Origin of the sequence: Streptococcus oralis, assembly GCF_026782375.1 — a bacterium.
GTDB classification, from domain to species: domain Bacteria; phylum Bacillota; class Bacilli; order Lactobacillales; family Streptococcaceae; genus Streptococcus; species Streptococcus oralis_CL.
Window position 1 is genome coordinate 1 of the sequence record NZ_JAKUWJ010000004.1, and the last position, 25,235, is coordinate 25,235.

Here is a 25,235-nt window from a genome sequence, read left to right on the forward strand (position 1 = left end):
CCCTGTGAGATATGGAAGTCGCTTAGCTTTTATCCGCCATAGCTCAGTTGGTAGTAGCGCATGACTGTTAATCATGATGTCGTAGGTTCGAGTCCTACTGGCGGAGTCAGATAAAAAGAACACCTGGTGGTGTTCTTTTTTCTTATGTTACTATTAGTTCGTCTCACCTAACGAACTGAGATAAATAAACTACCTGCTATGAGAGAGTGTGTTGTTTGTTATGCCAATAAAAATCCAAATGCTATACAATAAAGGTCTTTAAGCTAATTGTAGAGTAAAAGGAGAAACCATGGTACAAAAGGCTCATAGTTATCAAAAACAAAGTGGCACTGTAAGTATCACATTGTGTTTAATCCTAAGTACTGACGAAAAGTTATCATCTGTAGGTACTGGCTGATAATTTGACCTTATATTCCCGAGTGCAGATTATCCGTTAGAAGTTTGGTTATGATTTTATAAATGAAGTAAACTTCTCAAAATTCAAAACTTAATTTTTGAATCTATAAATGTCTTTATATTTTATTTTTAGTTCGTTTGGCTTTAAATTCTACTTTTATAGGATTTGAAGCTTTTTTAGCCCTTATTTTTGTTAGACTAGTGTTAATAATAAGAAAGGGATTTTTTATATGCTTCAAAATTTTTATGATCGAGCATTTGTTTTTTTGAAATTAGTTGAACAAGAATATGCTTCTTTAGGGCAGAGTCGTGCTGAGTGGGAATCACTTCATCTTCGTTTTTTACTTTATTACTTGATAAGATTTAGAATTACAAGCGTTAAAGACTTTAATTTATATCATTTTCAGACGGCATATCGCTTGTATCTTGATAAATTCCTTCAAGAAGGTGCCGTCCTAAACTAGTAAGGGTCATATATTTCATTTATCACGAACAATAATGAATATTTAATTTGTTAATTTAAGGATTTTATTTAAAATATAAGGATTTGATTTTTATAATTTACAGAAATTCCAAATCTTTTCTAGTGTTTCTTCTTGATAAAATAGTGTTTTTTTCTTATAATAAATTGTAAGATATAATTGCGGGTGAAATTCCTGCCATGTATATGAGAAAGGACGAGCTCCTAGTAGCTCAGACGAATTTTATTATGACTTCAGTTGTTGTTGTAGGTACCCAGTGGGGTGATGAAGGTAAAGGGAAAATTACAGATTTTCTTTCAGCTAATGCAGAAGTGATTGCTCGTTATCAAGGTGGTGATAATGCTGGTCATACAATTGTGATTGATGGCAAGAAATTTAAGTTGCACTTGATTCCGTCAGGTATTTTCTTCCCTGAAAAGATCTCTGTCATCGGGAATGGGATGGTTGTAAATCCTAAATCTCTAATAAAAGAGTTGACTTATCTTCATGAAGAAGGTGTGACAACAGATAATTTGCGCATTTCGGACCGTGCGCATGTCATTTTGCCATATCATATTGAATTAGACCGTCTACAAGAAGAAGCTAAGGGCGACAATAAAATCGGGACTACTATCAAGGGTATTGGTCCAGCCTATATGGATAAAGCTGCTCGTGTTGGAATTCGTATTGCAGATCTTTTGGATAAGGATATTTTCCGTGAACGCTTGGAACGCAATCTTGCGGAAAAGAATCGTCTGTTTGAAAAATTGTATGACAGTACTCCTATTTCAATTGATGATATTTTTGAAGAATACTATGAGTATGGTCAACAAATCAAGCAATACGTGACAGATACATCCGTTATCTTGAATGATGCGCTTGATAATGGCAAACGTGTGCTGTTTGAAGGTGCGCAAGGTGTTATGCTAGATATTGACCAAGGTACGTATCCATTTGTTACATCGTCAAACCCTGTCGCTGGTGGTGTGACAATTGGGTCTGGTGTTGGTCCAAGTAAGATTGACAAGGTTGTAGGTGTCTGTAAAGCTTACACAAGTCGTGTAGGAGACGGACCTTTCCCAACTGAATTATTTGATGAAGTGGGAAATCGCATCCGTGAAGTAGGTCATGAATACGGTACAACAACTGGCCGTCCACGTCGTGTGGGTTGGTTTGACTCAGTTGTGATGCGTCACAGCCGCCGTGTATCTGGGATTACCAATCTTTCATTGAACTCTATAGATGTTTTGAGTGGTTTGGATACTGTGAAAATCTGTGTCGCCTATGATCTTGATGGTCAACGTATTGATTACTATCCTGCTAGTCTTGAGCAGTTGAAACGTTGTAAGCCAATCTACGAGGAATTGCCAGGTTGGTCAGAAGACATCACTGGAGTCCGTAATTTGGAAGACCTTCCTAAGAATGCACGTAACTATGTTCGTCGTGTAAGCGAGTTGGTTGGTGTTCGTATCTCAACTTTCTCAGTAGGACCTGGTCGTGAACAAACTAATATTTTAGAAAGTGTTTGGTCATAGGAGATTTTTAAGATTAGTTTAAGACAGGTTGGGTATACTATAGACAGTTACAAGAAGACCTCCTAACTTGTTGTAACAAATATCCTAAACTTTTCTTTTTCATAATAATCTCCCTATTAAGTCACCGCATTCGGTGGCTTTTTTTGTGTTGAGAATCATGATATAATAATAAAATCGATAAGTAGGAAAAGAGAAGAACGATGAATTATACAGTTGAAGAAAAAGAAGCCTTTATGAGAGAGGCTTTGAGAGAGGCTGAGATTGCCTTAGAACACGATGAAATTCCAATTGGTTGTGTGATTGTCAAGGATGGAGAAATCATTGGTAGGGGGCATAATGCGCGCGAGGAGTTGCAACGGGCGGTCATGCATGCAGAAATCATGGCTATAGAGAATGCGAATGTGAGTGAAGAGAGTTGGCGCCTGCTGGATTGCACGCTTTTTGTGACCATTGAGCCTTGTGTCATGTGTAGCGGGGCGATTGGGCTTGCCCGTATTCCAAACGTGGTTTACGGGGCTAAAAACCAGAAATTTGGTGCAGCTGGGAGCTTGTACGATATTTTGACAGATGAGCGTCTCAATCATCGTGTAGAGGTGGAAACGGGAATTTTGGAAGATGACTGTGCAGCGATTATGCAGGACTTTTTCCGAAATCGACGGAAAAAATAATTTCTCTTTAAAAACAGAAGGGAATGTGGTATAATGAATAGTGGAGCAACAGTTCTGCGTGAAGCGGGTCAGGGGAGGAATCCAGCAGCCCTAAGCGATGTGAATTGTGTGCTCTTTTTTCGTGCTTTTTTCGAATAAATAAGATAAAATAGCCTAGAATAAATGATTATAGAAAAGAGAAAAATATGAAAATTCGTGGTTTTGAATTGGTTTCGAGTTTTACAGACGAAAATTTATTGCCGAAACGAGAGACAGCTCACGCGGCTGGTTATGATTTAAAGGTTGCTGTGCGTACGGTTATTGCGCCAGGAGAGATTATCTTGGTTCCGACAGGGGTTAAGGCCTATATGCAGCCGACAGAAGTGCTCTATCTTTATGACCGTTCATCAAACCCTCGCAAGAAGGGCTTAGTCTTGATTAACTCGGTTGGGGTCATTGATGGGGATTATTATGGAAATCCTGGGAATGAAGGCCATATCTTTGCTCAGATGAAAAACATTACTGACCAAGAAGTGATTCTTGAAGTTGGAGAACGTGTGGTCCAGGCTGTCTTTGCACCATTTTTGATTGCAGATGGAGATGAGGCAGACGGCGTGCGAACTGGTGGATTTGGGTCAACTGGACACTAAGATGAAGATTATCTTTGTACGTCATGGGGAGCCAGATTATCGTGAATTAGAGGAACGTTCTTATACAGGTTTTGGGATGGATTTAGCACCTTTATCTGAGAAAGGACGGCAACAAGCTCAGGAACTTTGGCAAAATCCTTTGCTACAATCGGCTAATCTACTAGTGACTTCAGCAGTAACGAGAGCTTTAGAAACGGCTTTTTATGTATCTTGTGCTACTGGCCTTCCTTTGAGGGTGGAGCCTTTGTTACACGAATGGCAGGTCTATGAATCAGGCATAGATAGATTTGAAGAGGCTAGAACACTATTTCTAGAAAACAAGGGGGAGTTACTTTCTAATAGCCCTATTCAATATGAGACAGCTACGGAAATGAAGTCTCGGTTTCTAGAATGTATGGCTAAGTATAGAGACTACCAGACTGTGGTAGTTGTCGCTCATCGAATGCTCATGCGCCAATTTGTATCAAACGAGAAGATTGATTTTTGCCAAGTGATTGAGTGTGAGATAGAGATTTAGAAAGAGGTTTATCATCGCAAAGAAAAAAGCGACATTTGTATGTCAAAATTGTGGGTATAATTCCCCAAAATATCTAGGGCGTTGTCCTAACTGTGGGTCTTGGTCTTCTTTTGTAGAAGAGGTTGAGGTTGCCGAGGTCAAGAATGCGCGTGTGTCCTTGACAGGTGAGAAAACCAAGCCCATGAAACTGGCTGAGGTGACTTCCATCAATGTCAATCGAACCAAGACGGAGATGGAGGAATTCAACCGTGTACTTGGAGGCGGAGTGGTACCAGGGAGTCTCGTCCTTATCGGTGGGGATCCAGGGATTGGGAAATCAACCCTTCTCTTACAAGTATCGACTCAGCTGTCCCAAGTAGGGACTGTTCTCTATGTCAGTGGGGAGGAGTCTGCCCAGCAGATTAAACTCCGTGCAGAGCGCTTGGGGGATATTGATAGCGAGTTTTATCTCTATGCAGAGACCAATATGCAGAGTGTTCGCGCAGAAGTAGAAAAAATTCAGCCAGACTTCCTCATTATTGACTCCATCCAGACTATTATGTCTCCTGAGATTTCAGGGGTGCAGGGGTCTGTTTCTCAGGTGCGTGAGGTGACCGCTGAGCTTATGCAGCTGGCTAAGACCAATAACATTGCCATCTTTATCGTAGGGCATGTGACCAAGGAAGGGACCTTGGCTGGTCCGCGTATGTTGGAGCATATGGTGGATACGGTGCTTTACTTTGAAGGGGAGCGCCACCATACCTTCCGTATTTTGAGGGCAGTCAAAAACCGTTTTGGTTCCACTAATGAGATTGGGATTTTTGAGATGCAGTCGGGTGGATTGGTTGAGGTACTCAATCCGAGTCAAGTTTTCCTAGAGGAGCGTTTGGATGGGGCTACTGGTTCATCCATCGTGGTAACTATGGAAGGGACCCGTCCGATTTTGGCGGAGGTTCAGGCTTTGGTAACACCAACCATGTTTGGAAATGCTAAGCGTACGACGACTGGACTTGATTTCAATCGTGCAAGTCTGATTATGGCTGTTTTGGAAAAACGAGCAGGGCTTCTCTTGCAAAATCAGGATGCCTATCTCAAATCTGCTGGCGGTGTGAAATTGGATGAGCCTGCTATTGACTTAGCCGTTGCAGTGGCTATTGCCTCTAGTTACAAGGACAAGCCTACCAATCCTCAGGAATGTTTTGTGGGTGAACTGGGCTTGACCGGAGAAATTCGGCGCGTGAATCGTATCGAGCAACGTATCAATGAAGCGGCAAAACTGGGCTTTACCAAGATTTATGTACCCAAGAATTCCTTGACAGGAATCACTCCACCCAAGGAAATTGAGGTTATTGGTGTGACAACGGTTCAGGAAGTTTTGAAAAAGGTCTTTGCATAATCCGTGACAAATCCTCTTAAAAATGATAAGATAGGAGAAATATTTGACTATCAAATTTTCGAGGAGGGAATCGTGTCGTATTTTGAACAGTTTATGCAAGCCAATCAGGCTTATGTTGCCCTACATGGGCAGTTAAATCTGCCACTTAAACCCAAAACAAGAGTAGCCATTGTGACCTGTATGGACTCACGTTTGCACGTTGCGCAAGCTCTGGGCTTGGCACTTGGGGATGCTCATATCTTGCGGAATGCGGGTGGTCGAGTGACTGAGGACATGATTCGTTCGCTGGTGATTTCCCAGCAACAAATGGGGACAAGAGAGATTGTGGTATTGCATCATACAGACTGTGGTGCTCAGACCTTTCAAAATGAAAGTTTTCATGAACATTTGAAACACGAGCTCGGGGTTGATGTGTCTGATCAAGATTTTTTACCATTTCAGGATGTTGAAGAGAGTGTGAGAGAGGATATGCAATTGCTTAGAGAGTCTCCACTGATTCCTGATGATGTGGTTATTTCAGGTGCTGTCTATGATGTGGATACAGGAAGTATGAGAGAAGTATACTAACTTTGTCTCGAAAAAATCTCATCCTAGCATAAAATCGATTGTTAAAATGTAGGATTTTTAGTTTTAATATAGCTAATATAAAATAGCACAAAACAAGGGTATAAATGTTTACTCTTGTTTTATTTTTGATTGAAAAATAAAGGAAAAAGCGCTACAATGGTAGATGGAAAATGTTGTGTAAAAACAAGTGATACATAAATACCGGAGGAAATCATGTCTTTTTCTGATTTAAAGCTGTTTGCCCTTTCTTCTAATAGAGAATTGGCAGAGCGTGTGGCGCAAGAAATTGGGATAGAGTTGGGGAAATCGACTGTTCGCCAATTTTCAGATGGGGAGATTCAGGTCAACATCGAAGAATCAATCCGTGGAAAACACGTCTTTATCCTACAATCAACTAGTTCACCTGTAAATGATAATTTACTTGAAATTTTGATTATGGTGGACGCTTTGAAGCGTGCTAGTGCAGAATCTGTCAATGTTGTTATGCCCTACTATGGCTATGCACGTCAGGATAGAAAAGCGCGCGCGCGTGAGCCAATCACTGCAAAACTCGTTGCAAACATGCTAGAAGTTGCTGGCGTAGATCGTTTGTTGACGATTGATTTGCACGCTGCACAGATTCAGGGATTCTTTGATATTCCTGTAGATCACTTGATGGGTGCTCCATTGATTGCGGACTATTTTGAACGTCGTGGCATGGTCGGCTCTGACTACGTGGTTGTCAGCCCAGACCATGGTGGGGTGACTCGTGCTCGTAAATTGGCAGAGTTTTTGAAAACTCCGATTGCGATTATTGACAAGCGCCGTAGTGTAGACAAGATGAATACCAGTGAAGTGATGAACATCATTGGTAAGGTCGAAGGTAAGACTTGTATCTTGATTGACGATATGATTGATACAGCTGGAACTATTTGTCATGCGGCGGATGCTCTTGCTGAAGCAGGTGCTGTTGAAGTTTACGCAAGCTGTACGCACCCAGTTCTTTCTGGACCAGCTATGGACAATATCCAAAAATCAGCTATTAAAAAATTGGTTGTTTTGGATACTATCTACCTACCAGAAGAGCGTTTGATTGATAAGATTGAACAAATTTCGATTGCTCATCTTCTGGGCGATGCTATTATTCGTATCCACGAAAAACGTCCTCTTTCTCCATTATTTAGTATCGAGAAAAAAATCTAAACTTTCACTTGAATAAACGAATTTCCTGGCAAGCTTTTTCTCTTGCTAGGAATTTTTTTTGTAGTCAAAATCTGCAAGCCTTCTCAAAATATGCTATACTGATGAAAAAGGAGGATTTCTATGAGCCAAGAATTTATCAATCCAAGTGATGGTGTGATCCGTCAGTATCTTGCAACCAGTAAAACGTTAGCAGTAGTAGGCTTGTCCGATCGTGAAGAAACAACTAGCAACCGAGTGACTAAGGAAATGCAGGCTCGGGGCTATAAAATCATTCCAGTCAATCCCAAGGTTGCAGGTGGGGAAATCTTGGGAGAGAAGGCTTATGCGAGTCTAGCTGAGATTCCTTTTCCTGTGGATATTGTCAATGTATACCGACGGAGCGAGTTTTTACCAGATGTGGCGCGTGATTTTCTCAAGGCTGATGCCAAGATTTTTTGGGCACAACTGGGACTTGAAAGCCTAGAAGCGGAAGAAATCTTGCGTGCTGGAGGATGCGACGACATCGTGATGAATCGCTGTATCAAGAGAGAACACACACGCTTAATTCTTGAACAATAAAAGGTAGCCATTGGCTACCTTTTGTGTTAAAAAATACCAATCAAAACTTGCATGCCAAGACTGGTAAGGATGATGGCAATCCAGCAAAGGCCTCCAAGAAGAATGGACTTGCCGCTGGATTTGATCAATCCAATGAGATTGGTTTTGAGACCGATGGCGCTCATGGCCATGACGATAAGGAATTTGGAGAGTTGCTTAAGAGGGGTAAAGATACTACCGGACACACCGAGAGAGGTAAGGAGAGTCGTTAAGAGAGAAGCCAAGATAAAGTAAAGGATAAAAAGTGGGAAGACTTTTTTTAGTTGGAAACCCTGGCTATTTTTTTGTTGGCGACTTTGCCAGAAGGAGAGAAAGAGCGTGATAGGAATAATGGCAAGGGTGCGTGTGAGTTTAACAATGGTTGCAGACTCAAGGGTATTGGTCTGATAAAGACTGTCCCATGCGCTGGCTGTGGCCGTTACAGAAGAAGTATCATTGACCGCAGTTCCTGCAAAGAGGGCGAAGCCTTCATTTGATAGGTGAAGCCAGGTTCCTAGAGTTGGAAAGATGAGTGCCGCTAAGACATTGAAGAAAAAGATAACGGAAATGGCTTGGGCGACTTCTTTTTCCTTGGCATGGATAACGGGTGCTGTCGCAGCAATGGCAGAACCACCACAGATCGAAGACCCCACTCCAATCAAGGTAGCCAGTTTAGTATCCAAAGCAAAAAAGCGCTGGAAGAGGTAGGCAACAATCAAGGAAATCGAAATGGTGGAGAGGATAACAGGTAGCGAAGATTGCCCAACTGCGAAGACTTGCGAGATATTGAGACCAAAACCGAGCAAAATAACGGCATATTGAAGCAATTTTTTTGAACTAAAGATCAAGCCGGCATCCAGTTGTTTATAGGCTGATAGAAAAGGGTGAAGGAGCATCCCTATAAAGATAGCAAAGACAGGTGCTCCCACGACAGGAAAGAATCCTCCTAGGTACCAGGATATGAAAGAAATGAGAAGGCAGGCCAAGATTCCTGCTCCATTTTTTGATAAAAATGACATATAAACCTCCGAAAATAAGCACTTATTATTATAGTCCTGTCGAGAAGAAAAGTAAAACAGAAAGTGAAAATTCTTGATTTCAGATGGATTTTGCGGTCAGGGAGCTTTTGTAGTATAATAGTACTATGTTCTGTAAGTAAGGGGGTATCTATGGACTTAACCAAGCGCTTTAATAAACAGTTAGATAAGATTCAAGTGTCCTTGATTCGTCAGTTTGATCAGGCCATTTCAGAGATCCCTGGAGTTCTGCGTTTGACCTTGGGAGAGCCTGACTTTACGACGCCAGATCATGTCAAGGAGGCAGCCAAGCGAGCCATTGACCAGAATCAATCCTACTATACAGGGATGAGTGGATTACTGACCTTGCGCCAGGCAGCTAGTGATTTTGTAAAAGAAAAATACCAGTTGGACTACAATCCTGAAAATGAAATCTTGGTTACTATCGGAGCGACAGAGGCTTTATCTGCTACTTTGACAGCTATCTTGGAAGAGGGGGACAAGGTGCTTTTGCCAGCTCCTGCTTATCCAGGCTATGAGCCTATTGTCAACCTAGTTGGGGCAGAGATTGTCGAGATTGATACAACTGAAAATGGTTTTGTCTTGACTCCTGAAATGTTGGAAAAGGCCATTTTGGAGCAGGGGGACAAGCTCAAAGCGATTATTCTTAATTATCCAGCTAATCCGACAGGGATTACCTATAGTCGAGAGCAGTTGGCAGCCTTGGCAGCCGTTTTAGGCAAGTATGAGATTTTTGTGGTCTGTGATGAGGTCTACTCAGAATTAACCTATACAGGGGAAAATCATGTATCATTGGGAACTATGCTGAGAGATCAAGCCATTATCATCAATGGCTTATCTAAGTCTCATGCCATGACAGGTTGGCGTTTAGGCTTTATCTTAGCACCAGCAAACTTCACAGCTCAACTCATCAAGAGTCACCAGTACTTGGTGACTGCCGCAAATACCATAGCCCAACATGCTGCAGTAGAAGCCTTGACCGCTGGTAAAAACGATGCAGAGCCTATGAAGAAGGAATATATCCAGCGTCGGGATTATATTATTGAGAAGATGACAGCTCTTGGCTTTGAAATTATCAAACCAGACGGTGCCTTCTATATCTTTGCTAAGATTCCAGCAGGTTACAATCAAGACTCCTTTGCTTTTCTCAAGGATTTTGCCCAGAAGAAGGCTGTTGCTTTTATCCCGGGTGCTGCCTTTGGGCGTTACGGAGAAGGCTATGTTCGTCTGTCTTATGCAGCCAGCATGGAAACGATCAGAGAGGCCATGAAACGACTTGAGGAGTACATGAGAGAAGCATGATTCAATCTATCACGAGCCAAGGTTTCGTACTCTACAATCGTAACTTTCGGGAGGATGATAAGCTAGTCAAGATCTTCACCGAGCAGGCTGGCAAGCGCATGTTTTTCGTCAAACACGCAGGTCAGTCTAAATTAGCACCTGTTATCCAGCCCTTGGTGCTGGCACGATTTCTCTTGCGAATCAACGATGATGGACTCAGTTACATTGAGGACTATCATGAGGTGATGACCTTTCCCAAAATCAATAGCGACCTCTTTGTCATGGCTTATGCGACTTATGTTGCGGCTCTTGCAGATGCTAGTTTGCAGGATAATCAGCAGGATGCTCCCTTGTTTGCCTTCTTGAGAAAGACTCTAGAGTTGATGGAAGAAGGTATAGATTATCAAGTTTTGACCAATATTTTTGAAATTCAAATCTTAACCCGATTTGGAATCAGCCTCAACCTTAATGAGTGTGTCTTTTGCCATCGGGTAGGTCAGGCCTTTGACTTTTCTTTCAAATATGGAGCCTGCCTCTGTCCAGACCATTACCATGAGGACGAGAAACGTTGCCATCTGAATCCCAACATCCCTTATCTGCTCAATCAATTTCAGGCTATTGATTTTGAGACCTTGGAGACCATTTCGCTTAAGGCTGAAATCAAGCAAGAGCTACGCCAATTTATGGATCAACTCTACGAAGAGTACGTTGGGATTCACCTAAAATCAAAGAAATTTATTGATTCCCTAGCCGACTGGGGACAATTACTAAAAGAGGAAGACAAATGAAAAAAATCGCAGTAGATGCTATGGGGGGCGATTATGCACCTCAAGCCATCGTTGAGGGTGTCAATCAAGCCCTAGCTGACTTTTCAGATATTGAGATTCAACTTTACGGAGATGAAAGCAAAATCAAGCAATATCTAACAGCCACAGAGCGCGTTAGCATCGTCCATACGGATGAAAAAATTGATTCCGACGATGAGCCGACAAAAGCTATCCGTAAGAAGAAAAATGCCAGCATGATATTAGCGGCTAAGGCAGCCAAAGAGGGAGAGGCAGATGCTGTTCTTTCCGCAGGAAACACAGGTGCCTTGTTGGCAGCAGGATTCTTCATCGTGGGTCGTATCAAGAATATCGACCGACCTGGACTTATGTCAACATTGCCAACTATAGATGGAAAAGGCTTTGATATGCTTGACCTCGGTGCTAATGCGGAAAACACTGCTCAGCACCTCCATCAATACGCTATTCTCGGCTCCTTCTATGCCAAGAATGTTCGTGGGATTGCAAAACCACGTGTTGGTTTGCTCAACAACGGAACAGAAAGCAGCAAGGGAGACCCGCTTCGTAAGGAAACTTACGAATTGCTAGTAGCTGATGAAAGTTTGAACTTTATCGGAAACGTGGAAGCGCGTGATCTGATGAATGGCGTTGCGGATGTTGTCGTGACAGATGGTTTCACGGGAAACGCAGTGCTCAAATCTATCGAAGGGACAGCTATGGGAATCATGGGCTTGCTCAAGACAGCTATTACAGGTGGTGGCCTTCGAGCGAAGCTAGGTGCTCTCCTTCTCAAGGATAGTCTTAAAGGGTTGAAGACACAGCTCAACTATTCAGATGTTGGAGGGGCAGTCTTGTTTGGTGTCAAAGCACCTGTTGTTAAGACCCATGGCTCAAGTGATGCCAAGGCTGTGTACAGTACGATTCGCCAGATTCGTACCATGCTAGAAACAGACGTAGTTGCCCAAACTGCACGTGAATTTTCAGGAGAATAACAGATGACAAACAAAGAAATTTTTGACCGTATCGTGACCATTATCCAAGAAAGACAGGGAGAAAACTTTGTCGTAACAGAAGCCTTGAGTTTGAAGGACGACCTTGATGCAGACTCAGTGGACTTGATGGAGTTCGTTTTGACGCTAGAAGATGAATTTGGAATCGAAATCAGCGATGAGGAAATTGACCATCTTCAAAGTGTAACAGATGTAATTGAAACCATTAAAGGTAAAATATAGCCAAAAGCAACATGCAAGTCATGTTGTTTTTTTGTTTGCAGAAAAAAGAAAAACGTTAAAATTTTTAGTAGAAATTGCGAATAAAGAGACGAGAAAGAAAAAAAGGAGGATTATCTATGTATGTAACCGGTTTTTATCCCTGGTTCATTAAGTGGTTTTTAAAATAAAAATGAATGAATTGTTCATTTTCGAATTGTTTTTCGAATAGATAGATAAGAAGAAAAGGAAGGAGACTACGCGATGTATTTACCAATCTTATTGCCATGGTTGATTAAATGGTATTTAAAATAGATGAAATTTACCTGTTCATTTTAAATCACTTCTCGAATAGATAAGTGAGAAGAAAAGGAAGGAGAGAAAAAATGATTTCAGTTATTTTTCCAATCTGGTTTTTAAAATGGTTTAAAGCTTAGAGACCATAAACTAAAAAATAAAAATAAAGGAGAAAAAAGATGACAAACTTTGACAAAATGGAACAGAACTTTGTAGCTCTTACAGAAGAAGAGTTGATGGATGTGGATGGGGGAGCATGGCCGATTGTAGCTTGGGTGATTGCTAATCCTGTGACAGCAGCTAAAATTGCTGGTGGAATTACTGCAGTAGGAATTGCAGGTTATAATTATGTGACGGGTAGATGGTAATAGAAGGAGGAGATGATATGGAAAAATCTATTTTAGAATTTGAAACAATGACTGATACGGACTTGCAGGAAATTCAAGGGGGAGCCTTTCCCCTTCTTATCCCTGTGGCAGTCGGTTTTGTAAAAGGATTTGTATATACAGGTGGAGCTATTTTAACAACTCGAGCACTCTTTTCAGGTAAATAGGAGTCTGCTATGAAAAAAATCTTATTAGGATTTGCTGAGGGGTATTTTGTCGTATCGATCATTATTTATATCGTAACGTATTTGATTATGAAAAATCCGATTAATACCCTGTTTTATCCAGAAACCTATCCAATTCTGCTTGGTCTGTTTTATCTAGGATACAAGTACAAAACAAAAGAAAGTACGAATGGAAATTGATTGACCGTCAGATCGGAGTTTGAGATGAAAGTTGTTCAATTACTAGGAAAAGCTTGGCTAGAGACCACTGTATTATTTAGCTCGATAGCTTATCTAATTATTAGAATCGTAGCTGATGTAAACAAAATAAATCTACCTACGATTTCCTTGTTTTTAGTGGTTTTTATTTTACTGTGTCGTGGCCAAGGAGAATAGAATGAATAGGATTGTAAAATATTTTCTACTATATTATTTTCCTATTTTTAATGAATATTTTCAACTTTACGATTCTAGCAACTCTTGGCTTTCAGCTAACAATGAGTGAAAGTAGTTATATGGTACCCCCGGTGTTTGCGTTTATCGTTTTATACGCCATTCACAAAAGAAGTGGGAAAGGTAAGAAATCTGTGTAATTGAATATTCTAGGCAGGACTCTTGTTCTGCCTATTTTCTTTGGTAAAAGTGCTGTTCAGGTGAGGATATTGTTTTTTCAGAAATAATTCCCTTATTTCTTCCTTGTTTGGTTAAAATAATCTTACAAAGTTTTTAAGAGATTATTAGAAAAAAGGAGATGGATATGAAATTTGGGAAAAGGCACTATCGTCCCCAGGTGGATCAGATGGATTGTGGCGTGGCTTCCTTGGCCATGGTATTTGGCTACTATGGTAGTTATTACTCCTTGGCTCATCTACGAGAACTAGCTAAGACGACCATGGATGGAACGACTGCTTTGGGTCTTGTAAAAGTGGCAGAGGAGCTTGGTTTTGAAACGCGGGCTATCAAGGCGGATATGACGCTCTTTGATCTGCCAGATTTGACCTTTCCTTTTGTGGCTCATGTGCTCAAGGAAGGGAAGTTGCTCCACTACTATGTGGTGATAGGTCAGGATAAAAAGCATATTCATATCGCTGATCCGGATCCTGGTGTCAAGCTGACTAAGATTTCCCGTGAGCGATTTGCTCAAGAGTGGACAGGGGTTAGTATTTTTATGGCACCATCTCCGGGCTATAAACCTCATAAGGAGAAGAAACAGGGGCTCCTATCCTTCTTGCCGATTTTACTCAAACAGCATGGCTTAATTACCAATATCGTCCTAGCGACACTCTTGGTAACATTGATCAATATCGTGGGTTCCTACTATCTTCAGTCCATCATTGATAGTTACGTGCCAGACCAGATGCGCTCGACCTTGGGCATCATCTCAATAGGACTAGTCATCGTCTATATTCTCCAGCAGATTTTGTCATATGCCCAAGAATACCTTTTACTTGTTCTGGGGCAACGGCTGTCCATCGATGTGATTTTGTCTTATATCAAGCATGTTTTTCACCTGCCAATGTCCTTTTTCGCGACACGCAGGACAGGGGAAATCGTTTCTCGTTTTACAGATGCCAATAGTATCATTGATGCGCTGGCGTCGACCATCTTGTCTATCTTTTTAGATGCGTCGACCATTTTGATTATTTCGCTTGTCTTGTTTTCACAAAATATGACGCTCTTTTTCATTAGTCTGCTTGCACTTCCTATCTATACCGTGATTATCTTTGCCTTTATGAAGCCTTTTGAAAAGATGAATCGGGATACTATGGAAGCCAATGCGGTTCTATCTTCTTCTATCATCGAGGACATCAACGGTATTGAGACTATTAAGTCTTTGACCAGTGAAAATTCACGCTATCAAAAGATTGATAAGGAATTTGTAGCTTATCTGAAAAAATCCTTTACCTACAGTCGGGCAGAAAGTCAACAAAAGGCTCTGAAAAAAGTTGCCCAGCTCCTGCTCAATGTTGCCGTTCTCTGGATGGGAGCTGTTCTGGTCATGGATGGTAAAATGAGTTTGGGCCAGCTGATTACTTATAACACCCTGCTTGTTTATTTTACCAATCCTTTGGAAAATATCATCAACCTACAAACCAAACTTCAGACAGCGCAAGTTGCCAATAACCGTCTGAACGAGGTCTATCTGGTAGCTTCGGAGTTTGAGGAGAAGAAAACAGTCGAAGATTTGAGCATGATGAATGGAGATATGACCTTTAAGCAAGTCCACTATAAGTATGGCTATGGTCGTGATGTCTTGTCGAATATCAATTTGACCATTCCTCAAGGCTCTAAGGTAGCTTTTGTGGGGATTTCAGGATCAGGTAAGACCACCTTGGCCAAGATGATGGTTAATTTCTACGATCCAAGTCAGGGAGAGATTAGTCTGGGTGGTGTCAATCTCAATCAGATTGATAAAAAAGCCTTGCGCCAGTACATCAACTATCTGCCTCAACAGCCCTATGTCTTTAACGGAACGATTTTGGAGAATCTGCTCCTTGGAGCCAAGGAAGGGACGACGCAGGAAGATATCTTACGAGCAGTTGAATTGGCTGAGATTCGGGAGGATATCGAGCGCATGCCACTGAATTATCAGACAGAATTGACTTCGGATGGGGCAGGTATTTCTGGGGGGCAACGGCAGAGAATTGCTTTGGCGCGTGCTCTCTTAACGGATGCGCCTGTTCTGATATTGGACGAGGCGACTAGTAGTCTGGATATTTTGACAGAGAAGCGGATCGTGGATAATCTCATGGCTTTAGACAAGACCTTGATTTTCATCGCCCACCGCTTGACCATTGCTGAGCGAACAGAGAAGGTTGTTGTTTTGAATCAGGGCAAAATTGTCGAAGAAGGCAACCATGCAGACTTGCTTGCACAGAATGGCTTTTACGCTCATTTGGTCAATAGCTAGAAAGAGGAGAGGATGAAACCAGAATTTTTAGAAAGTGCGGAGTTTTATAATCGTCGTTACCATAGTTTTTCCAGTCGCGTGATTGTACCCATGTCGCTTCTGCTCGTGTTTCTGTTTGGATTTGCAGTCTTTGCAGAGAAGGAAATTAGTTTGTCTACCAGAGCCACTGTCGAACCTAGTCGGATCATTGCCAATATCCAGTCGACTAGTAATCAACGGATTGTGGCAAATTATCTGGAAGAAAACAAGTTGGTCAAGCAAGGGGATCTGCTCGTTCAGTACCAGCAAGGGGCGGAGGCTGTCCAGGTTGAGGCATATGCCAGTCAATTGGATATGTTAAAGGATCAAAAAAAGCAGTTGGGGTATTTGCAATCCAGTTTGAAAGAGGGGAGTGATCAATTTCCAGAGGCGGACAAGTTTGGATATCAGGAGATGTTTCGAGACTATCTCAGCCAAGCTAGTAGTCTTAGGAGCAATGTTTCGCAGCAAAATGCCAGCATCTCCTCGCAGAATGCGGCAGCAAGTCAGAGCCAGGCCGAGATTGGCAATCTTATCAGCCAAACAGAGGATAAAATTCGAGATTACAAAACAGCTAAGTCGGCGATTGAAACAGGAGCTCAACTAGATAGTCAAAATGCAGCCTACTCTTTTTATCAGACCTATAAAAACCAAGCTGGAGATGATTCGCAAGCTAAATCGCAAGTTATTGCACAGGTGGATGCACAAATTGCTCAGCTAGAGTCTAGTTTAGCTACTTATCGTGTGCAGTATGCTGGATCTGGAGCTCAACAAGCCTACGCAACGGGACTGGATAGTCAACTTGAATCCCTCAAGTCTCAGCACCTAGTCAAAGTCGGTCAGGAATTAACTCTTCTAGATCAGAAAATTTTGGAGGCGGAGTCTGGTAAGAAAGTCCAAGGAGGTCTGCTGGACAAGGGGAAAATTACAGCAAGTGAGGATGGGGTGCTTCACCTTAATCCTGAAACCAGTGATTCTACAATGGTTGCAGAGGGGACATTGCTAGCCCAACTCTATCCATCCTTGGAAAAAGAAGGCAAAACTAAACTCACGGCTTATCTTACTTCAAAAGATGTTGCAAGGCTCAAGGTCGGTGATTCTGTCCGTTTCACTACAAGCAAGGATGGTAATAAAGAGCTCGTTCTTGTTTCTGCGATTACGAATATTGACGCGACAGCTACCAAGACTGAAAAGGGCAATTTCTTTAAAATAGAGGCGGAAACCAGTCTGACTCCTGAGCAGGCAGAAAGTCTTCGCTATGGTTCAGAAGGACGTTTGACACTAATCACAGGGAAGAAAAGCTATTTGCGCTATTATTGGGATCAATTTTTGAACAGAGAATAATGTTCGTCTTTTTTCGAGATAACTGATTGAAAAACTGTAAGACAAAGGTGTTTTGCAGTTTTTTCTTTACGCAACAAGTACTATTTTGTTAATAGTTCGTAAAAATCTTGAATTTTTGTTTGTTTTGTGGTAGAATGTGCTCAAGTAATACGAAAGGCGAACTTTAAAATGTCAAAAAAATTGATCTATTCGGGAAAAGCCAAGGATATCTATACAACTGAGGATGAAAATCTCATTATTTCAACTTACAAGGACCAGGCAACTGCCTTCAACGGTGTCAAGAAGGAGCAGATTGCGGGCAAGGGAGTGTTAAATAATCAGATTTCATCTTTTATTTTTGAGAAATTAAATGCGGCTGGTGTAGCGACTCACTTTGTGGAGAAAATTTCGGACACGGAACAGCTCAATAAAAAGGTTGAGATTATTCCTTTGGAAGTCGTGCTTCGCAACTACACGGCTGGTTCCTTTTCAAAACGTTTTGGCGTAGAAGAAGGTATCGCATTTGAGACTCCAATTGTAGAATTTTACTATAAAAATGATGATTTGGATGACCCCTTTATCAATGACGAGCATGTGAAATTCCTTAAAATTGCGGATGACCAGCAGATTGCTTACTTGAAGGAAGAAACGCGTCGTATCAATGAGCTCTTGAAAGCCTGGTTTGCTGAGATTGGTCTTAAATTGATTGACTTTAAGCTAGAGTTCGGTTTTGACAAGGATGGTAAGATTATCTTGGCAGACGAATTTTCGCCAGATAACTGCCGACTTTGGGACGCTGACGGTAACCACATGGATAAGGATGTTTTCCGTCGGGGTCTAGGTGAATTAACCGATGTCTACGAGATTGTCTGGGAAAAGTTGCAAGGTTTAAAATAACATCTTTAAGGTCATTTGGAAAAATTGCAAGAGCTGAAATAAAGGAATAAGAATTGATGGATAAACGTATTTTTGTTGAGAAAAAGGCTGATTTTCAGGTCAAGTCAGAGAGTTTGGTAAGAGAGCTCCAGCACAACTTGGGATTGTCAACTTTGAAAAGTATTCGCATTGTGCAGGTTTATGATGTCTTTGATTTGGCAGAGGACTTGTTTGCGCCTGCAGAAAAACATATCTTCTCTGAGCAGGTGACAGACCATGTATTGGACGAATCGGCTGTGCAGGCTGATCTTGCTAACTATGCTTTCTTTGCTATCGAAAGCTTGCCTGGTCAATTTGACCAGCGTGCAGCTTCTTCACAGGAAGCCTTGCTTTTGCTTGGTAGCTCAAGTGATGTAACGGTCAACACAGCACAATTGTACTTGGTTAATAAAGATATTGATGTGACTGAGTTGGAAGCGGTCAAGAACTACCTGCTCAATCCAGTGGATTCTCGTTTCAAGGATATCACGACAGGAATTGCCAAGCAGGAATTTTCTGAGTCAGACAAGACAATTCCGAAATTGACTTTCTTTGAAAGCTATACGGCAGAAGACTTTGCCCGCTACAAGGCCGAGCAAGGGATGGCCATGGAAGTGGATGATTTGCTCTTTATCCAAGATTATTTCAAGTCAATCGGGCGTGTGCCGACGGAAACAGAGCTCAAGGTCTTGGACACTTACTGGTCTGACCACTGCCGTCACACGACTTTTGAGACAGAGTTGAAGCAGATTGATTTCTCAGCTTCTAAATTCCAAAAACAATTGCAGGCGACCTACGACAAATATATCGCTATGCGCGAGGAGTTGGGCCGTTCTGAAAAACCGCAAACCTTGATGGATATGGCAACTATTTTCGGTCGTTATGAGCGTACTAATGGGCGTTTGGACGATATGGAAGTGTCTGACGAAATCAATGCCTGCTCGGTTGAAATCGAAGTGGACGTTGATGGTGTCAAGGAACCTTGGCTCCTCATGTTTAAAAATGAAACCCACAATCACCCAACGGAAATTGAGCCTTTTGGTGGCGCTGCAACCTGTATCGGTGGAGCTATTCGTGACCCATTGTCAGGTCGTTCCTACGTTTATCAAGCCATGCGTATCTCAGGTGCTGGAGATATTACAGCACCGATTTCTGAAACTCGCGCTGGTAAATTGCCGCAACAAGTTATTTCTAAAACAGCTGCTCATGGTTATTCTTCTTACGGGAATCAAATCGGGCTTGCGACGACCTACGTTCGTGAGTACTTCCACCCAGGCTTTGTAGCTAAACGCATGGAGTTGGGTGCCGTTGTTGGTGCAGCTCCAAAGGAAAATGTGGTTCGTGAAAAACCTGAAGCGGGAGATGTCATTATCCTCCTCGGTGGTAAGACTGGCCGTGATGGTGTCGGTGGTGCGACAGGTTCTTCTAAGGTTCAAACAGTTGAGTCTGTAGAGACTGCTGGAGCAGAGGTTCAAAAAGGGAATGCCATCGAAGAACGCAAGATTCAACGTCTTTTCCGTAATGGCGCTGTCACTCGTCTTATCAAGAAATCCAACGACTTTGGTGCTGGTGGTGTCTGTGTAGCTATCGGTGAATTGGCAGACGGTCTTGAAATTGACCTCAACAAGGTTCCTCTTAAATACCAAGGTTTGAATGGTACAGAAATTGCCATCTCTGAATCACAAGAACGGATGGCAGTTGTGGTGCGTCCTGAAGACGTAGATGCCTTCGTTGCAGAATGTAACAAGGAAAATATTGATGCGGTTGTTGTGGCAACAGTGACTGAAAAACCAAATCTTGTCATGCACTGGAATGGTGAAACGATTGTTGACTTGGAACGTCGTTTCCTTGATACCAATGGTGTGCGTGTGGTCGTAGATGCTAAGGTTGTGGACAAGGATGTCGAACTTCCAGAAGAACGTCAAACATCTGCTGACACACTAGAAGCTGATACCCTTGCGGTTCTATCTGATCTCAACCATGCCAGTCAAAAAGGCTTGCAGACCATCTTTGACTGCTCGGTCGGTCGTTCTACGGTCAATCACCCACTTGGCGGTCGTTACCAATTGACACCGACTGAGGCTTCTGTGCAGAAATTGCCAGTTCAACACGGTGTGACTCACACTGCGTCTGTCATGGCCCAAGGATTCAATCCATATGTGGCAGAATGGTCTCCATATCATGGCGCTGCCTATGCGGTTATCGAAGCAACTGCTCGTTTAGTTGCTGCTGGTGCAAACTGGTCCAAGGCTCGTTTCTCTTACCAAGAGTATTTTGAGCGGATGGACAAACAAGCTGAACGTTTCGGTCAGCCAGTAGCAGCTCTCCTAGGTTCTATCGAAGCACAAATCCAACTTGGCTTACCATCTATCGGTGGTAAGGACTCTATGTCTGGTACCTTTGAAGAATTGACCGTACCACCAACCTTGGTCGCTTTTGGGGTGACGACGGCAGATAGCCGTAAAGTTCTTTCTCCTGAGTTCAAGACTGCTGGTGAAAACATCTACTACATTCCTGGTCAAGCCCTCTCTGCAGAGATTGATTTTGATTTAATTAAGCAAAACTTTGCTCAATTTGAAGCCATCCAAGCTGACCACAAAGTAACATCTGCATCAGCTGTCAAATACGGTGGTGTTCTTGAAAGCTTAGTTCTTGCTACTTTTGGAAATCATATTGGTGCAGAGGTAACCTTGCCTGAACTTGAAACGGCTTTGACAGCTCAATTAGGCGGATTTGTCTTCACCTCTCCTGAAGAAATCGCTGGAGTAGAGAAAATCGGTCAAACAAGCGTAGACTTTACACTGACTGTCAACGGTGTGAAGCTAGATGGACTGAAACTTGACAGTGCCTTCCAAGGAACATTGGAAGCAGTCTACCCAACTGAATTTGCCCAAGCAAAAGAACTGGAAGCAGTGCCAGCTATCGCTTCTGAGATAGTCATTAAAGCTAAAGAAACTATTGAAAAACCAGTGGTTTACATCCCAGTCTTCCCAGGAACCAACTCGGAATATGACTCAGCCAAGGCTTTTGAAAAAGAAGGAGCAGAGGTCAACTTGGTGCCATTTGTGACCTTGAATGAAGAAGCTATTGTCAAGTCAGTCGAAACCATGGTTGACAATATTGGCAAGGCTAACATCCTTTTCTTCGCGGGTGGATTCTCAGCTGCGGACGAGCCGGATGGATCAGCTAAGTTTATTGTCAATATCCTGCTCAATGAAAAAGTGCGTGTAGCTATTGATAACTTTATCGCTCGAGGTGGCTTGATTATTGGTATCTGTAATGGATTCCAAGCCCTCGTCAAATCGGGTCTCCTTCCATATGGGAACTTTGAGGATGCTAACAGTACCAGCCCAACCCTCTTCTACAATGATGCCAACCAGCACGTGGCTAAGATGGTGGAAACTCGTATTGCCAATACCAACTCACCATGGCTTGCTGGCGTGAAAGTTGGTGACATCCATGCCATCCCAGTCTCACACGGTGAAGGTAAGTTTGTCGTGACGGCTGAGGAATTTGCAGAGCTCCGTGACAATGGCCAAATTTTCAGTCAATACGTAGACTTTGACGGCAAGCCAAGTATGGATTCTAAGTACAATCCAAATGGTTCAGTCAACGCCATCGAAGGAATTACCAGCAAGAACGGTCAAATCATCGGTAAGATGGGTCACTCAGAACGTTATGAAGACGGTCTCTTCCAAAACATCCCAGGAAATAAAGACCAGCATCTGTTTGCGTCGGCTGTGCGTTATTTCACAGGGAAATAAAAGGTATAAAAAATGACATACGAAGTAAAATCTCTTAATGAAGAATGTGGTGTTTTCGGTATCTGGGGGCATCCAGATGCTGCTAAATTGACCTATTTTGGTCTCCACAGTCTTCAGCACCGTGGTCAGGAGGGGGCAGGAATCCTCTCCAATGATCAGGGGCAATTGAAGCGTCATCGCGATATGGGGCTTTTATCAGAAGTGTTCAGAAATCCTGCTAATTTGGATAAATTGACAGGGACCGGAGCGATTGGACACGTGCGTTATGCGACTGCTGGCGAAGCTTCTGTAGATAATATCCAGCCCTTCCTCTTTCGCTTTCATGATATGCAGTTTGGATTGGCTCACAACGGAAACTTGACCAATGCCGAATCGCTCAAGAAAGAATTGGAACAAAGAGGAGCTATTTTCAGTTCAACTTCGGACTCGGAAATCTTGGCTCACCTCATTCGCCGTAGTCACAACCCTAGCTTGATGGGCAAAATCAAAGAAGCGCTCAGCCTTGTCAAAGGTGGCTTTGCTTATATCTTGCTGTTTGAGGATAAGTTGATTGCTGCGCTTGATCCTAATGGCTTCCGTCCGCTTTCTATCGGAAAAATGGCAAACGGAGCGGTGGTGGTTTCGTCTGAAACCTGTGCCTTTGAAGTCATTGGTGCCGAGTGGATTCGTGATGTGAAACCAGGAGAGATTGTAATCGTGGATGACAATGGGATTCAGTATGATAGCTATACGAATGATACCCAGTTGGCGATCTGCTCTATGGAGTATATCTACTTTGCCCGTCCTGACTCTAATATCCATGGTGTTAATGTCCATACAGCTCGCAAACGTATGGGGGCTCAATTAGCGCGTGAGTTCAAGCACGAAGCGGATATCGTAGTCGGTGTGCCAAATTCCTCACTCAGCGCAGCTATGGGATTTGCAGAAGAATCTGGTCTGCCAAATGAAATGGGTCTTATCAAGAATCAATACACGCAACGCACCTTTATCCAACCGACTCAAGAATTGCGGGAGCAAGGGGTGCGGATGAAACTGTCTGCTGTTTCGGGTGTCGTTAAAGGCAAACGTGTGGTGATGATTGATGATTCCATTGTTCGTGGGACAACCTCTCGCCGTATCGTTCAGCTTTTGAAAGAAGCAGGTGCGTCCGAGGTTCACGTTGCTATTGGCAGTCCAGCGCTAGCTTATCCATGCTTCTACGGGATTGATATCCAGACGCGTCAGGAGTTGATTGCGGCTAATCATACGGTTGAAGAGACTTGTCAAATCATTGGTGCAGATAGTCTCACCTATCTTTCTATTGATGGCTTGATTGAATCCATCGGGATTGAAACAGATGCGCCAAATGGTGGGCTTTGCGTCGCTTACTTTGACGGGGACTACCCAACTCCTCTCTACGACTATGAGGAAGAATATCGTAGAAGCTTGGGGGATAAGACCAGTTTTTACAAATAGACGGATAAAGACTCTCCATGAAAGGAAAGGAAGAGAAGATGGCAAATAAAAATGCGTACGCCCAGTCGGGTGTAGATGTTGAAGCAGGTTATGAAGTTGTTGAGCGGATCAAAAAGCACGTGGCTCGTACGGAGCGTGCGGGTGTCATGGGAGCTCTTGGTGGCTTTGGTGGCATGTTTGACCTTTCAAAGACAGGGGTAAAAGAGCCTGTCTTGATCTCAGGGACTGACGGTGTCGGGACCAAGCTCATGCTAGCTATCAAGTACGACAAGCATGACACGATTGGGCAGGACTGTGTAGCCATGTGTGTCAATGATATCATCGCTGCAGGTGCGGAGCCCCTCTATTTCCTTGACTACGTCGCGACAGGAAAGAATGAACCAGCTAAGCTAGAACAAGTCGTTGCTGGTGTGGCAGAAGGTTGTGTGCAGGCTGGTGCTGCCCTCATCGGTGGTGAAACAGCTGAAATGCCTGGTATGTATGGCGCAGATGACTATGACTTAGCTGGATTTGCGGTTGGTGTGGCTGAAAAATCCCAAATCATCGATGGTTCAAAGGTGGCAGAAGGGGATGTTCTTCTCGGACTTGCTTCAAGTGGGATTCACTCAAACGGCTACTCACTCGTCCGTCGTGTCTTTGCGGACTACACAGGTGAGGAAATTCTGCCAGAATTGGAAGGAAAGAAACTCAAAGAAGTTCTTCTTGAACCAACTCGTATCTACGTTAAAGCTGTTCTGCCACTCATCAAGGAAGGTTTGGTAAACGGTATTGCCCACATCACAGGTGGTGGTTTCATCGAGAATGTCCCTCGCATGTTTGCAGATGATCTAGCAGCAGAAATCGAAGAAGACAAAGTTCCAGTCCTTCCGATTTTCAAAGCCCTTGAAAAATACGGTCAGATCAAGCATGAAGAAATGTTTGAAATCTTCAACATGGGTGTGGGGCTTATGCTTGCAGTGAAACCAGAACATGTGGAACGTGTCAAAGAACTTCTCGACGAACCAGTTTATGAAATCGGTCGGATTGTCAAGAAGACAGATGCAAGTGTGGTGATAAAATAATGGCTAAAAAGATTGCTGTTTTTGCCTCTGGCAACGGCTCAAACTTTCAGGTGATTGCGGAACAATTTCCAGTAGAATTTGTCTTTTCAGATCACCGGGATGCCTATGTACTTGAGCGTGCCGAAAATCTTGGAGTTTTATCCTATGCCTTCGAACTCAAGGAGTTCGAGAGCAAAGCAGACTACGAAGGAGCTATTGTCGAGCTCTTGGATGAGCACGAGATTGATCTAGTCTGTTTGGCGGGTTATATGAAAATCGTCGGTCCAATTTTTCTAGCATCTTATGAAGGCCGTATCATCAATATTCACCCGGCTTACCTGCCAGAATTTCCAGGAGCTCATGGGATTGAGGATGCTTGGAATGCTGGCGTTACTGAGAGTGGCGTGACCATTCACTGGGTGGACTCCGGTGTGGATACAGGAAAGGTTATTAAACAAGTGCGTGTGCCAAGGCTAGCGAATGATACCATTGACAGTTTTGAAGCTCGGATTCATGAGGCGGAGTACAAGTTGTATCCAGAAGTTATTAGAGAATTGTTGGACAATTAAATGAAAAAATGGTTGGAAACACTTGCCTTGATTACCTTGGCAATCATTCTACGTTTACTGGTAAATTTTTTCTTCCCAGAGATTCCCTATTGGGGGAGATTTTTACTGACAGTAATTTTGGGAGTCTTGGTAATCGTCTCCCTACACTTTATGAATCGAAAAATTCGTAGGTAGAG

The 25,235-nt window shown here is 42.8% G+C and carries 25 protein-coding genes, 1 tRNA gene, 1 other RNA gene and 1 pseudogene; 27 read left to right on the forward strand and 1 reads right to left on the reverse strand.

The features are described from left to right. The first annotated feature begins 32 nt into the window (after positions 1-32). The 11 genes from MK409_RS07885 (at position 33) to MK409_RS07935 (ending at position 7,888) form a co-directional block, all read left to right on the forward strand. A tRNA-Asn gene (locus tag MK409_RS07885) sits at positions 33-106 on the forward strand. Positions 107-626: 520 nt separating this feature from the next. Further along, complete coding sequence (gene comW / locus MK409_RS07890) at positions 627-860, forward strand: sigma(X)-activator ComW (RefSeq protein ID WP_061410103.1); 234 nt, start codon at positions 627-629, stop codon at positions 858-860. Positions 861-1,105: 245 nt separating this feature from the next. Continuing rightward, positions 1,106-2,392, forward strand: coding sequence for an adenylosuccinate synthase (locus MK409_RS07895; RefSeq protein ID WP_268705929.1), 1,287 nt, complete (start codon positions 1,106-1,108; stop codon positions 2,390-2,392). A 200-nt stretch (positions 2,393-2,592) separates the two neighbouring features. Next, complete coding sequence (gene tadA, locus MK409_RS07900; RefSeq protein ID WP_001110101.1) at positions 2,593-3,060, forward strand: tRNA adenosine(34) deaminase TadA; 468 nt, start codon at positions 2,593-2,595, stop codon at positions 3,058-3,060. Between the two features lie 32 nt (positions 3,061-3,092). After that, an RNA gene (gene ffs, locus MK409_RS07905) (signal recognition particle sRNA small type) lies at positions 3,093-3,191 on the forward strand. A gap of 54 nt (positions 3,192-3,245) precedes the next feature. Then, positions 3,246-3,689 carry a dUTP diphosphatase gene (locus MK409_RS07910; protein ID WP_268705930.1) on the forward strand — a complete coding sequence of 148 codons (444 nt, stop codon included), beginning with the start codon at positions 3,246-3,248 and terminating at the stop codon, positions 3,687-3,689. Between the two features lies 1 nt (position 3,690). After that, on the forward strand, positions 3,691-4,206 hold the full coding sequence (locus MK409_RS07915; RefSeq protein WP_162284787.1) for a histidine phosphatase family protein: 516 nt from the start codon (positions 3,691-3,693) through the stop codon (positions 4,204-4,206). Between the two features lie 13 nt (positions 4,207-4,219). Next, the gene (radA, locus tag MK409_RS07920; RefSeq protein ID WP_268705999.1) at positions 4,220-5,581 is read left to right on the forward strand and encodes a DNA repair protein RadA; all 1,362 of its coding nucleotides are present in this window, start codon (positions 4,220-4,222) and stop codon (positions 5,579-5,581) included. A 72-nt stretch (positions 5,582-5,653) separates the two neighbouring features. Next, on the forward strand, positions 5,654-6,148 hold the full coding sequence (locus MK409_RS07925; protein ID WP_002876632.1) for a beta-class carbonic anhydrase: 495 nt from the start codon (positions 5,654-5,656) through the stop codon (positions 6,146-6,148). A gap of 213 nt (positions 6,149-6,361) precedes the next feature. Further along, positions 6,362-7,330, forward strand: coding sequence for a ribose-phosphate diphosphokinase (locus MK409_RS07930; RefSeq protein ID WP_000010175.1), 969 nt, complete (start codon positions 6,362-6,364; stop codon positions 7,328-7,330). A gap of 120 nt (positions 7,331-7,450) precedes the next feature. Next, positions 7,451-7,888 (forward strand): CoA-binding protein, encoded by a 438-nt coding sequence (locus tag MK409_RS07935; protein WP_261240882.1) that lies wholly within the window; start codon positions 7,451-7,453, stop codon positions 7,886-7,888. Positions 7,889-7,914: 26 nt separating this feature from the next. Here the strand turns inward: MK409_RS07935 and MK409_RS07940 are convergent, their stop codons facing one another. Further along, positions 7,915-8,925, reverse strand: a complete 1,011-nt coding sequence (locus MK409_RS07940; RefSeq protein ID WP_268705931.1) for a YeiH family protein — start codon at positions 8,923-8,925, stop codon at positions 7,915-7,917. 150 nt (positions 8,926-9,075) lie between these two features. Here MK409_RS07940 and MK409_RS07945 point away from each other — a divergent pair, with 150 nt between their 5' ends. The 16 genes and pseudogenes from MK409_RS07945 (at position 9,076) to MK409_RS08025 (ending at position 25,233) form a co-directional block, all read left to right on the forward strand. Then, a complete protein-coding gene (locus MK409_RS07945) occupies positions 9,076-10,245 on the forward strand; it encodes a pyridoxal phosphate-dependent aminotransferase (protein ID WP_268705932.1) in 1,170 nt (389 codons plus the stop codon). Beyond that, on the forward strand, positions 10,242-11,012 hold the full coding sequence (gene recO / locus MK409_RS07950) for a DNA repair protein RecO (RefSeq protein ID WP_268705933.1): 771 nt from the start codon (positions 10,242-10,244) through the stop codon (positions 11,010-11,012). The genes MK409_RS07945 and recO overlap by 4 nt, the downstream gene beginning before the upstream one ends. Continuing rightward, entirely contained in the window at positions 11,009-12,001 is a 993-nt protein-coding gene (gene plsX / locus MK409_RS07955) for a phosphate acyltransferase PlsX (RefSeq protein WP_268705934.1), read from the forward strand. The genes recO and plsX overlap by 4 nt, the downstream gene beginning before the upstream one ends. A 3-nt stretch (positions 12,002-12,004) precedes the next feature. After that, entirely contained in the window at positions 12,005-12,241 is a 237-nt protein-coding gene (locus tag MK409_RS07960; RefSeq protein ID WP_000182270.1) for an acyl carrier protein, read from the forward strand. Positions 12,242-12,693: 452 nt separating this feature from the next. Beyond that, positions 12,694-12,882, forward strand: a complete 189-nt coding sequence (locus tag MK409_RS07965) for a class IIb bacteriocin, lactobin A/cerein 7B family (protein ID WP_000180817.1) — start codon at positions 12,694-12,696, stop codon at positions 12,880-12,882. Between the two features lie 17 nt (positions 12,883-12,899). Then, a complete protein-coding gene (locus tag MK409_RS07970) occupies positions 12,900-13,067 on the forward strand; it encodes a bacteriocin (protein WP_000415688.1) in 168 nt (55 codons plus the stop codon). Positions 13,068-13,076: 9 nt separating this feature from the next. Continuing rightward, positions 13,077-13,265 carry a hypothetical protein gene (locus tag MK409_RS07975; RefSeq protein WP_268705935.1) on the forward strand — a complete coding sequence of 63 codons (189 nt, stop codon included), beginning with the start codon at positions 13,077-13,079 and terminating at the stop codon, positions 13,263-13,265. A 196-nt stretch (positions 13,266-13,461) separates the two neighbouring features. Next, a pseudogene (locus MK409_RS07985) lies at positions 13,462-13,657 on the forward strand (hypothetical protein). A gap of 164 nt (positions 13,658-13,821) precedes the next feature. After that, the gene (gene comA, locus MK409_RS07990) at positions 13,822-15,975 is read left to right on the forward strand and encodes a peptide cleavage/export ABC transporter ComA (protein ID WP_268705937.1); all 2,154 of its coding nucleotides are present in this window, start codon (positions 13,822-13,824) and stop codon (positions 15,973-15,975) included. A 12-nt stretch (positions 15,976-15,987) separates the two neighbouring features. Further along, on the forward strand, positions 15,988-17,337 hold the full coding sequence (comB, locus tag MK409_RS07995) for a competence pheromone export protein ComB (RefSeq protein WP_268705938.1): 1,350 nt from the start codon (positions 15,988-15,990) through the stop codon (positions 17,335-17,337). 168 nt (positions 17,338-17,505) lie between these two features. After that, positions 17,506-18,213 carry a phosphoribosylaminoimidazolesuccinocarboxamide synthase gene (gene purC, locus MK409_RS08000; RefSeq protein ID WP_268705939.1) on the forward strand — a complete coding sequence of 236 codons (708 nt, stop codon included), beginning with the start codon at positions 17,506-17,508 and terminating at the stop codon, positions 18,211-18,213. A 56-nt stretch (positions 18,214-18,269) separates the two neighbouring features. Next, positions 18,270-21,995, forward strand: a complete 3,726-nt coding sequence (locus tag MK409_RS08005; RefSeq protein ID WP_268705940.1) for a phosphoribosylformylglycinamidine synthase — start codon at positions 18,270-18,272, stop codon at positions 21,993-21,995. Positions 21,996-22,007: 12 nt separating this feature from the next. Then, positions 22,008-23,450 (forward strand): amidophosphoribosyltransferase, encoded by a 1,443-nt coding sequence (gene purF, locus MK409_RS08010; protein WP_268705941.1) that lies wholly within the window; start codon positions 22,008-22,010, stop codon positions 23,448-23,450. 38 nt (positions 23,451-23,488) lie between these two features. Continuing rightward, positions 23,489-24,511, forward strand: coding sequence for a phosphoribosylformylglycinamidine cyclo-ligase (purM, locus tag MK409_RS08015; RefSeq protein WP_268705942.1), 1,023 nt, complete (start codon positions 23,489-23,491; stop codon positions 24,509-24,511). Continuing rightward, positions 24,511-25,059 (forward strand): phosphoribosylglycinamide formyltransferase, encoded by a 549-nt coding sequence (gene purN, locus MK409_RS08020; protein ID WP_268705943.1) that lies wholly within the window; start codon positions 24,511-24,513, stop codon positions 25,057-25,059. The genes purM and purN overlap by 1 nt, the downstream gene beginning before the upstream one ends. Next, positions 25,060-25,233 (forward strand): hypothetical protein, encoded by a 174-nt coding sequence (locus MK409_RS08025; protein WP_164497069.1) that lies wholly within the window; start codon positions 25,060-25,062, stop codon positions 25,231-25,233. The last annotated feature ends 2 nt before the right edge of the window (positions 25,234-25,235 follow it).

Coding starts and splice junctions, on each gene's coding strand:
- MK409_RS07965 (WP_000180817.1), top strand. CDS start 12,694: ATGACAAACTTTGACAAAATGGAACAGAACTTTGTAGCTCTTACAGAA.
- MK409_RS07910 (WP_268705930.1), top strand. CDS start 3,246: ATGAAAATTCGTGGTTTTGAATTGGTTTCGAGTTTTACAGACGAAAAT.
- MK409_RS07940 (WP_268705931.1), bottom strand. CDS start 8,925: ATGTCATTTTTATCAAAAAATGGAGCAGGAATCTTGGCCTGCCTTCTC.
- plsX (WP_268705934.1), top strand. CDS start 11,009: ATGAAAAAAATCGCAGTAGATGCTATGGGGGGCGATTATGCACCTCAA.
- MK409_RS07935 (WP_261240882.1), top strand. CDS start 7,451: ATGAGCCAAGAATTTATCAATCCAAGTGATGGTGTGATCCGTCAGTAT.
- MK409_RS08005 (WP_268705940.1), top strand. CDS start 18,270: ATGGATAAACGTATTTTTGTTGAGAAAAAGGCTGATTTTCAGGTCAAG.
- MK409_RS07930 (WP_000010175.1), top strand. CDS start 6,362: ATGTCTTTTTCTGATTTAAAGCTGTTTGCCCTTTCTTCTAATAGAGAA.
- purM (WP_268705942.1), top strand. CDS start 23,489: ATGGCAAATAAAAATGCGTACGCCCAGTCGGGTGTAGATGTTGAAGCA.
- MK409_RS07975 (WP_268705935.1), top strand. CDS start 13,077: ATGAAAAAAATCTTATTAGGATTTGCTGAGGGGTATTTTGTCGTATCG.
- MK409_RS07945 (WP_268705932.1), top strand. CDS start 9,076: ATGGACTTAACCAAGCGCTTTAATAAACAGTTAGATAAGATTCAAGTG.
- purC (WP_268705939.1), top strand. CDS start 17,506: ATGTCAAAAAAATTGATCTATTCGGGAAAAGCCAAGGATATCTATACA.
- purN (WP_268705943.1), top strand. CDS start 24,511: ATGGCTAAAAAGATTGCTGTTTTTGCCTCTGGCAACGGCTCAAACTTT.
- comA (WP_268705937.1), top strand. CDS start 13,822: ATGAAATTTGGGAAAAGGCACTATCGTCCCCAGGTGGATCAGATGGAT.
- MK409_RS07960 (WP_000182270.1), top strand. CDS start 12,005: ATGACAAACAAAGAAATTTTTGACCGTATCGTGACCATTATCCAAGAA.
- MK409_RS07970 (WP_000415688.1), top strand. CDS start 12,900: ATGGAAAAATCTATTTTAGAATTTGAAACAATGACTGATACGGACTTG.
- MK409_RS07915 (WP_162284787.1), top strand. CDS start 3,691: ATGAAGATTATCTTTGTACGTCATGGGGAGCCAGATTATCGTGAATTA.
- recO (WP_268705933.1), top strand. CDS start 10,242: ATGATTCAATCTATCACGAGCCAAGGTTTCGTACTCTACAATCGTAAC.
- MK409_RS08025 (WP_164497069.1), top strand. CDS start 25,060: ATGAAAAAATGGTTGGAAACACTTGCCTTGATTACCTTGGCAATCATT.
- tadA (WP_001110101.1), top strand. CDS start 2,593: ATGAATTATACAGTTGAAGAAAAAGAAGCCTTTATGAGAGAGGCTTTG.
- purF (WP_268705941.1), top strand. CDS start 22,008: ATGACATACGAAGTAAAATCTCTTAATGAAGAATGTGGTGTTTTCGGT.
- comB (WP_268705938.1), top strand. CDS start 15,988: ATGAAACCAGAATTTTTAGAAAGTGCGGAGTTTTATAATCGTCGTTAC.
- MK409_RS07895 (WP_268705929.1), top strand. CDS start 1,106: ATGACTTCAGTTGTTGTTGTAGGTACCCAGTGGGGTGATGAAGGTAAA.
- comW (WP_061410103.1), top strand. CDS start 627: ATGCTTCAAAATTTTTATGATCGAGCATTTGTTTTTTTGAAATTAGTT.